Source organism: Tateyamaria sp. GN1-10, assembly GCF_055693845.1.
Genome location: NZ_JBVFUR010000004.1, coordinates 4274467 through 4286131, shown reverse-complemented (window position 1 = coordinate 4286131; position 11665 = coordinate 4274467). Strand labels below are relative to the sequence as shown.

13 protein-coding genes are annotated in these 11665 nt (G+C 59.8%); 7 read left to right on the top strand and 6 right to left on the bottom strand.

Annotated features, from left to right (window positions below):
* From ACZ1HN_RS23580 to ACZ1HN_RS23570, 3 genes are all read left to right on the top strand, one after another.
* On the top strand, window positions 1-333 hold a 333-nt coding region (locus ACZ1HN_RS23580), incomplete at its 5' end, for a cupin domain-containing protein (protein WP_472729259.1).
* 1 nt (window position 334) lies between these two features.
* A complete protein-coding gene (locus ACZ1HN_RS23575; protein WP_472729258.1) occupies window positions 335-622 on the top strand; it encodes a DUF6958 family protein in 288 nt (95 codons plus the stop codon).
* A gap of 5 nt (window positions 623-627) precedes the next feature.
* On the top strand, window positions 628-1833 hold the full coding sequence (locus ACZ1HN_RS23570; RefSeq protein ID WP_472729378.1) for a phenylacetate--CoA ligase family protein: 1206 nt from the start codon (window positions 628-630) through the stop codon (window positions 1831-1833).
* Here the strand turns inward: ACZ1HN_RS23570 and ACZ1HN_RS23565 are convergent.
* Window positions 1830-2186: a DUF1428 domain-containing protein gene (locus tag ACZ1HN_RS23565; RefSeq protein WP_299601676.1), complete on the bottom strand. Its 357-nt coding sequence runs from the start codon at window positions 2184-2186 to the stop codon at window positions 1830-1832. The two genes, ACZ1HN_RS23570 and ACZ1HN_RS23565, sit on opposite strands and share 4 nt — an antisense overlap.
* 123 nt (window positions 2187-2309) lie before the next feature.
* Here ACZ1HN_RS23565 and ACZ1HN_RS23560 point away from each other — a divergent pair, with 123 nt between their 5' ends.
* The gene (locus ACZ1HN_RS23560) at window positions 2310-3992 is read left to right on the top strand and encodes an ABC transporter permease (RefSeq protein ID WP_472729257.1); all 1683 of its coding nucleotides are present in this window, start codon (window positions 2310-2312) and stop codon (window positions 3990-3992) included.
* A gap of 78 nt (window positions 3993-4070) precedes the next feature.
* Here the strand turns inward: ACZ1HN_RS23560 and ACZ1HN_RS23555 are convergent, their stop codons facing one another.
* Window positions 4071-4193 carry a hypothetical protein gene (locus ACZ1HN_RS23555; protein WP_299203782.1) on the bottom strand — a complete coding sequence of 41 codons (123 nt, stop codon included), beginning with the start codon at window positions 4191-4193 and terminating at the stop codon, window positions 4071-4073.
* A 104-nt stretch (window positions 4194-4297) separates the two neighbouring features.
* Window positions 4298-5137 (bottom strand): cysteine hydrolase family protein, encoded by an 840-nt coding sequence (locus ACZ1HN_RS23550; protein WP_472729256.1) that lies wholly within the window; start codon window positions 5135-5137, stop codon window positions 4298-4300.
* A 128-nt stretch (window positions 5138-5265) separates the two neighbouring features.
* Here ACZ1HN_RS23550 and ACZ1HN_RS23545 point away from each other — a divergent pair, with 128 nt between their 5' ends.
* Window positions 5266-6177 (top strand): AraC family transcriptional regulator, encoded by a 912-nt coding sequence (locus tag ACZ1HN_RS23545; protein WP_299203776.1) that lies wholly within the window; start codon window positions 5266-5268, stop codon window positions 6175-6177.
* A gap of 193 nt (window positions 6178-6370) precedes the next feature.
* Here the strand turns inward: ACZ1HN_RS23545 and ACZ1HN_RS23540 are convergent, their stop codons facing one another.
* The 3 genes from ACZ1HN_RS23540 to ACZ1HN_RS23530 all read right to left on the bottom strand — a co-directional run bounded on the left by ACZ1HN_RS23540 (window position 6371) and on the right by ACZ1HN_RS23530 (window position 8907).
* Window positions 6371-6850: an aggregation factor core gene (locus ACZ1HN_RS23540; protein WP_299601685.1), complete on the bottom strand. Its 480-nt coding sequence runs from the start codon at window positions 6848-6850 to the stop codon at window positions 6371-6373.
* A gap of 222 nt (window positions 6851-7072) precedes the next feature.
* On the bottom strand, window positions 7073-7948 hold the full coding sequence (gene yghU / locus ACZ1HN_RS23535; protein WP_472729255.1) for a glutathione-dependent disulfide-bond oxidoreductase: 876 nt from the start codon (window positions 7946-7948) through the stop codon (window positions 7073-7075).
* A 95-nt stretch (window positions 7949-8043) separates the two neighbouring features.
* On the bottom strand, window positions 8044-8907 hold the full coding sequence (locus ACZ1HN_RS23530) for a LysR family transcriptional regulator (RefSeq protein ID WP_472729254.1): 864 nt from the start codon (window positions 8905-8907) through the stop codon (window positions 8044-8046).
* A gap of 96 nt (window positions 8908-9003) precedes the next feature.
* Between ACZ1HN_RS23530 and ACZ1HN_RS23525 the strand changes: the two genes are divergently transcribed.
* Entirely contained in the window at window positions 9004-10062 is a 1059-nt protein-coding gene (locus ACZ1HN_RS23525) for a sodium-dependent bicarbonate transport family permease (RefSeq protein WP_472729253.1), read from the top strand.
* A 227-nt stretch (window positions 10063-10289) separates the two neighbouring features.
* Complete coding sequence (locus ACZ1HN_RS23520; protein WP_472729252.1) at window positions 10290-11654, top strand: hypothetical protein; 1365 nt, start codon at window positions 10290-10292, stop codon at window positions 11652-11654.
* Window positions 11655-11665 lie beyond the last annotated feature (11 nt).

Below are 11665 nucleotides of genomic sequence, written 5' to 3'. Positions count from 1 at the left end.
GCCTGGGCGCAGGACATCCAGCGCGAGGAACTCCGTCGCGCCGATGTGCCGGGGTCCGACACGATGGAAGTTGTCGTGACACGACTGACTGTGCCCGTCGGCGCGACCATCCCGCTGCACACCCATCCCGGTGACGAACATGCCATCGTGATGACAGCCGCCCGGGCCGAAGCGCCCAACGGGAACATTGTCGAATTCGCCATCGGCACGCCGCTCTACTTCCCAGAGGGACAGGTGCATGGCGGTCTGACCAATGTGGGCGACGAACCCATGGTGGCCATCACTACCCACGTGGTGCGCAAGGGTGAACCGCTGACCGTTCTGGCCAACTGAGATGGACAGGGTCGCCTGCCGCACCCCCGCCGAAGGACGCGATGGTGTCACGAACATCCCGACATGGAAGTTTGATGCGGTGCGCGGTGCGATCCTCGGGGCTTTGGACGGTGGCCCGATCCTTTACAAGGACCTCAACGCGGCCGTGCAGGCGCGACTGGATGATCAGACCCTCGCTGACCTCGGCAAACTTGGCTGGCACGTGGTGACCGTGAAACTGGAACTGGAAATGCGGGGCGAGATCGAACGCCTCGATGTCAAAGGTCCGCAACAGATCAGAGCGGTATGAAAGAGATGCTGGACAAAGTGTATTACGACGATCTGGAAACACGCTCGACCGACGCGCGGCACACGGCCCAGCTTGAGGCTGTAAACGCTCAGCTGGCCCGCGTGGCCGAGGCGGCTGGCAACTGCCTGCCTGATATCGGCAAGCTCAAATACCTCGACGACCTCGCCCACTTGCCGGTTCTGCGCAAATCCGAACTGGCGAAGTGGCAGGCGGAAAAGCCGCCCTTTGGTGGCTTGCCGGTGTCGAATGTCGCCCATGTCTTCCAATCCCCCGGCCCGATCTACGAACCGGGCGGCATCAGTCATGACTGGTGGCGCATGGGCCGGTTCCTGCACGCGGCGGGCTTTGGTCCGGGCGACGTGGTGCAGAACTGCTTTGGCTATCACCTGACGCCTGCGGGTATGATCTTTGAAAACGGTGCACGTGCCGTAGGGGCCAAGGTGTTGCCTGCTGGTACAGGGCAGACCGAACTCCAAGTGACGGCCGCGCGCGACGTAGGCACCACGGCTTACGCGGGGACGCCAGACTACCTGAAAATCATCCTCGACAAGGCGGACGAGATGGGCGTGACTCTTGGGATCACCAAGGCCGCCGTGGGTGGCGGCGCACTCTTCCCGTCGCTGCGCGAACACTACAAAGACCGTGGCATCACCTGCATGCAATCCTACGCCACAGCGGATCTGGGCAACATCGCTTATGAATCCTCGGCCCTCGAAGGGATGATCGTGGACGAAGGGGTCGTTGTCGAAATCGTCACTCCCGGTACAGGTGACCCGGTGCCCGAAGGTGAGGTCGGCGAAGTCGTCGTGACCTCGCTCAATCCTGACTACCCGCTGATCCGCTTTGCCACTGGCGACATGAGTGCCATGCTGCCCGGACATAGCCCATGTGGCCGGACCAATATGCGGATCAAGGGCTGGATGGGTCGCGCGGACCAGACAACCAAGATCAAGGGCATGTTCGTCCGCCCCGAACAGGTAGCGGCATTGGTGGCCAAGCACCCCGAGGTCACCCGCGCCCGCGTTATCGCGCGGCGCGAGGGTGAACAGGATGCAATGACAGTCCAGCTGGAAAGCCCTGGCGGAGATCAGGCAGCCTATTCTCAGTCTGTAGTCGACTCCCTCAAGCTCAAAGGCACAATCGAGGTGCACGCCCCGAACACCCTGCCCAAGGACGGCCTCGTGATCGAGGATCAGCGCAGCTACGACTAGTCCGTTATCAGCACGGGTGCGAAGCCGCCAAAGATCATGCGCTGCCCGTCAAAGGGCATTGGGTTCTGGTCAGGCGACATGCGCGGGTCATCCATGACCTTGGCCCAGGCTGCATCCCGTGTGTCCTTGTCGGGCCATATGATCCAGCCAAGGCACACCTTTTCCCCTTCCTTCACGGCGACAGCCTTGTGCATCGAGGTGACTTCGCCCTCGGGCACATTGTCCTCCCAGGCGTCGACAATGACATCGGCGCCGTATTCCTTGAATAGGGCGTGCTGGTCCTTGAGCCATGCGACATAGGTGTCGCGGTCTTCTGTGCGCACGGGGGCCATGAAGCCATCAATGTATGACATAACGCATCTCTCCTGCTTGGTGTGCCCTGAGCATATCAGATGTGGCGCATGTTTCGGGGCGCCTTGCTCCAAGGCGGGCACGCCAAAGGGCTGGAAACCCGATAGAAAACGTAAGATAACCCGGTGATCGCAGATGCAGGGTATCACGTGGCGCTGACCTCATTCTTCCAGTCCGACGCACCAAAAGGTGCCGCACCCCGTGCGCTGTCCATCATGGGGTGGACCGTCGCGCTGATCTGCCTTCTGCCCATGCTTGCGGTGGCTCTTGCTGCGCTGACGGGCGGAACGGATACGCTGACGCATCTGCTCTCGACCGTGCTGTGGCGCTACACAGGCAATACGATCCTTTTGGTAGTCCTCGTGTCCACCGGAACCTTCGCCATCGGTGTAGGTGCGGCGTGGCTGGTCACGATGACCCGCTTTCCCGGTGGGCGCCTGTTTGAAATTGCGCTGGTGCTGCCACTCGCCTTTCCGGCCTACGTTCTGGCCTATGCCTACACCCATATCCTCGATCACCCGGGGATCGTGCAGACAACCTTGCGTGACGTAACGGGCTGGGGACCACGCGACTACTGGTTCCCCGAAATCCGTTCTCTGGGCGGGGCGGCGGCCATGCTTGTGCTTGTGCTCTATCCTTACGTCTACCTGCTCAGCCGCGCGGCCTTCCTGCAACAAAGCGGATCCACCTTCATGGCCGCACGTGCGCTGGGATCCCGTCCGCTTGTAGCCTTCTTCCGGGTCAGCCTACCACTTGCGCGCCCGGCCATCGCCGCCGGTGTGCTGCTGGCAGTGATGGAGACGATCGCCGATTTCGGCACCGTCGCCTATTTTGGCGTGCAGACCTTTGCCACCGGTATCTACACCAGCTGGTTCTCCCTTGGCGACCGGGCCGGGGCCGCACAACTGGCGCTGTGCCTCCTGTCCTTCGCGCTGCTACTGGCGATCCTCGAACGGATGCAACGGGGGCAGGCCAAGTACCACGATCCCAGCCGCGGGCAACGGCACCACCCGCCGCTCAAGCTGACGGGGTGGTCGGCTGGGGCCGCTATCACGCTCTGCGGCATCCCGGTGCTTTTCGGCGCGCTCTTTCCCATCATCGCCCTGTTCAACATGGGGCTCGGGTCCGAGCAGGTGCTGACCAGCACACGCTACCTCGGCTTTATCCGCAACTCGCTTGTCCTGGCCTCCACCGCCGCGGTCCTGACGCTCGGGGCGGCCATAGCAGTTGGATACTACATGCGCAGCCGCCCGGGCCGGTCCTCGACAACAGCAGCCTATATCGCGCGGCTTGGCTACGCCGTGCCCGGAGGTGTCATCGCTGTTGGCCTTCTGGTGCCCTTCGCCGCCTTTGACAATGCGCTCGATGCCTGGATGCGGGCGACCTTCGATATCTCGACGGGGCTGCTCATTACCGGGTCGATCTGGCTCCTGGTCTTTGCCTACATGGTCCGATTCCTCGCGGCTGCGCTGGGCGCCTATGAAGGCGGGCAGGCGCTGGTGCACGCCAACATGGATGCGGCCAGCCGGTCGCTTGGCAAAGGGCCCTTTGCCACCCTGCGTCGGGTGCACTTGCCGATCCTGACGCCGAGCCTGCTAACGGCCCTGCTGATCGTCTTTGTGGATGTGATGAAAGAGCTTCCGGCCACCCTGATCATGCGCCCGTTCAACTATGACACTCTGGCGGTGCAGGCGTACCGACTTGCATCAGACGAACGGTTGAACGGCGCGGCTGTGCCCAGCCTTGTCATCGTGGCCGTGGGCCTCTTGCCCGTGATCCTGATCTGCCGCCAGGTGGGGCGGCGATAGGGCGCATGACACTTCTGCCTTCCGAAGCCGAGGGCGACTAGGCGCCCATTGCACAGAAACTTTGATCTGAGCCCGATATCAGAGCTTCAAATAGGCCCAGTAGATGAACATGGCCACAAGGACCAGAACCACTTGCAGAAGCATGGCTTTGATCAAGAATTTCGAACGTTTCAGATCAGCGTCGACGTCAATCTTCTTCATGTTCTCTTACTCCTTGGGGATGCCACCGGCTGTGTGTCGCTAACTTTAATATGGTTATGATGCCCGCCCCGCTCAAGCGGGGCGGATGCACGCTGGGGCGGTGATTATGTCGCAGCCTTGATCTGAGCGACGGCTTCTTCCGTGCTCCAGACGGCATTGGCCATGTACCGGAAGTTGATCAGGGCGGCGAGGTAACCGTCGCCCTCTGGCAACATCGCGGCCGCAGTGGCGTCCCGGACAACAGCAACTTCGAATCCGTCTTCAAGCAACTCGCGCATGTGGCTTTCGGTGCAAAGGTTGGCCGACATCCCGGCAAGTATGACCTGATCCACGCCCTGTTTCCGCAATTGCAGTGACAGGTCGTTGGTGTCGTTGCCATAGACCTTGTGGGGTGACGTCACGATGGTTTTTCCGTCTTCAATGTACTTCTTGTACTGTGGCATCCAGTCCGCGCCAGACCCCTCGAAACCATCCAGATTCAGCGGCCCCTTGCGGTCGAACATGCCGATTTTGTGCATCAGTTTTTCCAGCGCACCCTCGAATTTCCAACCGTGATCCGTTGGGTAATAATAGTGCGGCGAAACGGCTGTGGTGATATCGGCGGCCTTTGCGGCCTTGAACAGCGTTTCGATATTTTCCACCGTGTTGTGCTCTGTCACGCTGGCACCGATGACACCCCATGTCACACCCTCGGGGTGCAGGAAGTCGACTTGCGGGTCTGTCACAACAAGCGCTGCACGCGACAGGTCAAGTTTCATATTGGAAGGGGGCAGGGCGGGTTCGGCTGGATCGGCATAGGGATTGGCCTGCTGCGCGCTCGCGGAATGCGCTCCGACCGCCACAGACGCCGCAGCGGCTGTCGCGGCAACACCACCCCGAAGAGCCGCCCGTCGCGTGATGTTGGTGCGATCGTGTTTGTGATCAGGATCATTGCAGTTGCACATTGGGTCATTCCTTCCGTTTCGCTTCGATGTTTCATAGCTATGAAACGGACTGTGCCTTTGCGTCTTGAATACGTGCCCGAGGGGACTTTTAGGTGCCTTTTCGTCTGGTTTCCGGATACTGACGCCGCATGAAGTATGACCACATCTTCGATGAGCTGGACATCGCTACGGATCCGTTTGCGTTATGTGAACTGCGCGGGGCCTGCGACCTTGGGTTGGGGCGCGATGCCTCTGCTACCTTGCACTATATCTTGTCAGGTGAAGGTGAAATCAGCTTGCGCGACCATGAGCCAATCCAGGTGTCGCGCGGAATGCTTGTTTTTGTACCGGCTTTGCAAAGCCATGCCTTGCGCAGTTTTGGCGAGATCAATGATCCGGTGCCAGAATGCAATCCGGCTGATTTGAAGTTGGCCAGCCTGCTGGCTGGCACGGACCAAGCGGACACCGGCCAACTCACGGCTCTTTGCGCCCGCGTTACCGTCGGGTTGCGCGGAGTTGCGGACATTATTGACCTCATTCGCGAGCCAATGATCGAAGACGTGCCCTCGCCCAGTGAGGTACGCCCGACCTTGCAGGCCTTGCTGACCGAAATCTCATCCCCTCGACTGGGAAGCCGTGCAATGATCCGTGCGCTTTTGATGCAATGTATGATCGAGATGTTGCGCAAGCGGTTGGCCAAGGATGAAAGCTCGTTCAGATGGATGGCGGCGCTGGCCGATCCATCCATCTGGAGCGCGCTCAAGGTGATGCTGGACGCTCCAGGCAACAATCACACCGTTGAAAGCTTGGCCGGACATGTTCGTATGAGCAGGGCGGCGTTCGCCAAGCGTTTTACCGGGGCCTACGGATCAGGGCCAATGGAATTGCTCCGCGACTTGCGCATGAATCGCGCGGGCCAGTTGCTCCGACAAACCGATTTGCCGGTTAAGCGCGTTGCAGATCTGGTTGGGTTCGCCTCACGCAGCGCCTTTACCCGCGCATTTGAGGCCAAGACCGGCCAGGCACCGCGCGATTTTCGCGCCTCACATCAAAACAAGTGAGAGCAGGCTATTCAGTGCCTTGCGGTACCAAAAAGATCAAATGCCAGCTGCCCGATAGCTCTTCATCATGACGTAGTCCCTTGCATGACGAAATGAACCGCAACGTGGTGCAAGGACAGGACAACCGGCGCTACGCAACACTTTTCACCCAAGGCTGATTGCGCCGTCGCACGGGGCAGAGGACACCTCCGCCTTACGACAGGCAGTTTTGCAATTTGACCGTGGCCGCTCCGGAGGCGTCAAAGACCGCCGCCTGCCCGCCCGCGCGCAGCATGGCGCCGGCCATCTCTGACCCATCCACCGTGATCTGGCGGGCGCTGGTCGTGTCGTCGATATCCGCAGTAAAGGCCCAGCTTGCCCCCGGTTCCACCCCATCCAACGACATGGATAGAACAGTATCCCCATCCGTGACTTGAGAGGTGCGCGCTGTGCCGGATACCCATTCCAGCGGCTGGAACACTTCAACCCCGGCTCCTGCGCTCGTGGTGTCAAAGATCAGCCCGGCCGGCGCTGCCCCAAGGTCAATCTGCACGTCCAATTGGTCCAATGCACAGGCCCCGTCATAGCTGATCGTAAAGCGATCCTTGGGCGCGCCGTCACGGAAACTGACAGTCAGATCAGCCATGGCAGCAGAGGGGAGGGCGATCAAAAGGGCAAGGGCAGCAAGGCGCATGGGTCAGGTCTCCGGATCAGGTATGATCCCAGTGAACTAGCCTGACCTGCGCCCCCGGCAAGCGACCGCGCCCCGTCGGGCACGAGTGTGCGATCAAAGTGGTTAAAATGCGCTACCACACCGCGCGGTGCGGCAGCGCCTTGTTTCGGCGTCCATTTTAGACACCGCTTGATATTCGGTATCCTCATCGCACGCCTTGTCCCCGCGGGGACAGATCCGGGTTCAGTCGTCCTTGGGCCCGATTTTGTCCTGCGTCTGGGTGTCAAAATCCGATGCATCATGGCGTTCATGCAGCTGCAATTCCGGTTCGCCAAACGCCCGGTTCACCATCCGTCCCCGCAGGGTCGCGGGCCGTGCGTCGATGGTCTTGGCCCAGGCCAGAACGTTGGTGTAGCTCTCGACATCCAGGAACTCCGCCGCCGAATAGAGCCGCCCAAGGCAAAGCTGCCCGTACCACGGCCAGATCGCCATGTCGGCAATTGTGTATTCGTCCCCAGCGATGAACGGCTTGTTCGCCAACTCGCGGTCCAACACGTCAAGCTGCCGCTTGCTCTCCATCGCGTAGCGGTTGATGGGGTATTCGTATTTCTCGGGTGCGTAGGCATAGAAATGGCCGAACCCACCCCCGAGGAACGGGGCCGACCCCATCTGCCACATGAGCCAGTTGAGGGTCTCTGTCCGGGCGGGGCCGGAGGCGGGGAGGAACTTGCCGAATTTTTCGGCGAGGTGGATCAGGATCGACCCGCTTTCAAACACGCGCAGTTCACTGTCGCCCGAGCGGTCGATCAGCGCTGGGATCTTGGAGTTGGGGTTTGCATCCACAAAGCCCGATCCGAATTGGTCGCCGTCACCAATGTTGATCAGCCACGCATCGTATTCGGCATCCGTGACACCCGCCGCCAGCAGTTCTTCGAACAGCATGGTGACTTTGACCCCGTTGGGCGTCGCCAAGGAGTACAGCTGGAATGGGTGCTTGCCGACGGGCAGGTCCTTGTCATGGGTGGGGCCAGCGATGGGGCGGTTGATGGATGCAAACTGGCCGCCGCTTTCGGCGTCCCATGTCCATTTGGCAGGGGGCGTGTAGGTCGGATCGCTCATTTGGGAAGAGCCTTTCTGTTGGTTCATTGCCGCAACCTATGGCGTTGCGCGGGGGTCGCAAGGGGCGGTCCTGTGCCGTGCTGCACAACGCTACCTCAGTCGGGGAGCAACCTGTCCAGCAGAGGGTGCGGAAAGCTGCGCCGGGTGGTGACGGCGTAGAACGTGTCGGTGATGCCGGTGTCAAAGGGGGCTGTAACCAATTGTCCGGAGGCAATTTCGTCGGCCAGCACGATCTCGGGGGCGAGGGCAAGGCCGACCCCATCGCGAGCCAGCAGGCGGACCATGGCCATGTCATCCACATCGGCGATGATGCGGGGTTGGACCCCGAGCCGAGCGGTCAGGCGGTTGAACCCAGTACGGATTGCGCTTTCTGTCGGGACAATAACCGGTTCGGATTCTAGAAGTTCTGTCAGCGATTTATACCCCATTCGGTCAGATGTGCCGTGCAGGCTGACCGGATGCCCGGCGAGGCGATGGGCGATGAAATCGGAGCCTGCGGCGCTGGTCGGCGCATCCGTCGTCAACACGACATCCAATGCCAGTTCAGCAAGTGAGCGCAGCAGAGGGGTGTTCTGACCTGACTTCAGGACAATGTCTACATCAGGATGATCCAGGAGAGGGCGCAGAAACTGGATTTGGAAATTCCGCGACAGGGTAGACAGCGCGCCGACGCGCAGGGGTGGGGCGTGGTCAGCGCTGCGGTTCAGCGTTTCCATCAACTCCTGGCCGGTGCCAAAGATGCGGTCGGCGTGGTCAAGGGCGATGCGCCCAACCTCGGTCAGCTTCAGTTGCCGCCCTACGCGGTCAAACAGGTCGTGACCCAACCGCGCCTCCAACGCCTTGATCTGCGTGGATAAAGCGGACTGAGACAGGTTCAACTTGTCTGCAGCGCGGGTCAGGTTGCCCTCGTGGGCGACAGCGCGGAAATAGCGTAGATGGTGATAGTTCAGCATATCCATACATTCAGAATATAGAACGTTTACGCGCAATAGTTATATTTTTTATCTGATTTGAGCTGGCCTATTTCATCCGGAGCAAAGCAAGCGGGGCCCGCCATGGACATCATCACCGACATTGTTCTGACCATCCTGAACCAGATGCAGAAGCCGACACTCGCCTTTCTGATCGGAGGGATGCTGCTGGCGGCCCTTGGCAGCAAATTTGAAGTGCCGGAACCCATCTACAAATTCATTGTGATCCTGCTGCTGCTCAAGGTGGGTATCGGCGCGGGCATCTCGGTGCGCGAGGCTGACTTTGTTGCGCTAGCAGTCCCCGCGCTGCTTGCTGCGGGGATCGGTATTGCCATCGTTGTTCTGGGGCGCGCGACGCTTGCCCGTTGGCGGGGCGTGTCGCAACTGGATGCGACAGCCACGGTTGGTCTGTTCGGGGCCGTGTCAGCCTCGACCCTCGCGGCGGGGATGGCGGTGCTGGATGATGAGGGCATCGCATATGAAGGATTTATCGGTGCGCTTTACCCTTTCATGGACGTCGCGGCACTGGTGACAGCGATCGTGCTGGCACGGCTGGCGGCGGCACGGAAAGCCGCGAACGTGCAAGGCAATGGCACAATGACGATGGGCGGTGTTGGCGGCACCGGACGCCCGGCAATCGAACAGGGGCTGATCAAGGGAATATTGCTGGACACATTGCGGTCGCCCGCCATCTCTGCCCTGATCCTTGGGCTGGCGCTGGGCCTGTTTGCACGGCCAGAGAGTGTCTATGCCAGCTTTTATGAGCCACTGTTTCGGGGGCTGTTGTCCGTGTTGATGCTGATCATGGGGATCGAGGCGTGGTCACGGCTGTCCGAGCTGAAGGGTGTGGCACATGCCTATCTGTTCTATGGGCTGACGGCACCGCTTGTGCATGGTGCGCTGGGGTTTGGGGCGGGGCTGATCGCGCACCAGCTGACCGGGTTTTCGGCGGGCGGTGTGGTGCTGTTGTCGATCATGGCAGCGTCGAGTTCTGACATCTCTGGTCCGCCGACCATGCGTGGCGCATTGCCCGAAGCGAACCCGTCGGCCTATGTCGGGGCGTCCACCGGCCTTGGCACACCGGTCGCCATTCTGAGCATTCCACTGTTCATGGTGCTGGCAGAGTACTTCATCGGATTCTGATGCATGCGCGTGACGATGTGCGGTCGAAGAACTTGCGCTTGGTTTGGACAGTGCAGTGGTGCACCTGACCTGCACAGCGGGCTGTAAACGCGCCTGATCGGACAAAATCATGCGCATCCGAGACAATCTTTCTATCCCAGGTTGCTGAATGACGGGGGCGGGGTACTCCAAGATATCCCGCCATGTGAGTGGGTCTTCAAACAGCAATTTCTCTGGAGGATAGAACGATGGTTGGAATTCTTGCTGCCGTTGGAACCGCAGTTGTAACGGGGTTGGTTTCAGGCGCCGCAAAGGAGGCCGGGGGGTCCGCCGCTGGCTGGGTTCTGGGTGAGATTTTCGGTACACCCGACACCAGTCAGGCGGACGCGATCAAGGATTTGGGCGATCAGCTGGACAGCATTGCGACCGCTGTCGAAGCATTGACCGATCAGCTCGCTGAAGACATGAAAATGATCCAGAAGGAGTTGAGAGCGATAGAGCAAGAGCAGCTCTATCTTGCTTGGGAAATACGCGACAACGATCTGCAGCAGTACATCTCGAGATTGAATGTGCAGTACAAAACGTTCCTAACCTATGCCGCCAATCCGGACAGCACGAGCCAGCAAGAGGTCACCAACCTGGTGGAGGAGATCCTGGACACCAATCAAGGTGCGAAAGTGGTGATTGCCGAAGTGAATACCTTACTTGTTGGCGGTGGTGGCAACAGCAGCAGCAAAGGCGTTCTTCAGCTTTGGTCCGAAATGACCGAGCCGCTGATCAAGGCTGGCAAGATGTCCTGTTACGCGGCGCTTGAAACATATTTCCAGTACTATGTCGCGTCGGCCTATGCCCAGCAACGGGCGCTGTATCTGATCATTGAGGCGTATCACCAGAGTGGCAATGATCCGGCGGCTCAGGAGGCGCGCCGCACCTATCAGGACTATGTAAAAAGTCAGGAGATACCGTTCGTTCAGAATATCGACGCGATGCTGCGGATGCAGCTGCAGGGCGGAGTTCATGCGGCATCCTCAGACAAAACCTATGACTTTGATTATGTCAAAGCCCTGCAGGAGTATTCGAGCAGCGGATTCTGGGTAGGTGCCTACACACCGTCGGCGACGCGCGCCCGAGCGGAACGCATCATAACGAATTCCATGTGCCTTGCCGATGATAAGAACCGATTGGTAATCTGGATGATTTATCCGCCCGTCAACACTGGTGGTCAGAACACCCCCAAATCGGTCGATTTCAACAACGTCTCGGTCGAGGTGCAAGTCGCGGGCAACGAGGCCGGTGCGTCATATCCACCGGCCTACATCAACGACATCGTGACCAATCCCGTGCCGGGCATCAACAACCCGTCAGACTACTTCAAGCAGGCCCACTATGCGCGACGCATGGTGTTCGAGGATTTGCCCGGTGGCAGCTATGTGATGAAGGACAAGAATGGGCAGGACGGGCTTGATCCAGTTTCCGGGTCGAACCAAAAGACGGATTACTTTCAGGCGCCACAGTACCTTACCCATCAGATGATACTGAACGGCACGATAAAGGGGGCTTGCCTGGATTTCTCGATCTACGCCGATATGAAAAGATCTGTCTACTGGACTTGAGATGTGTCGGA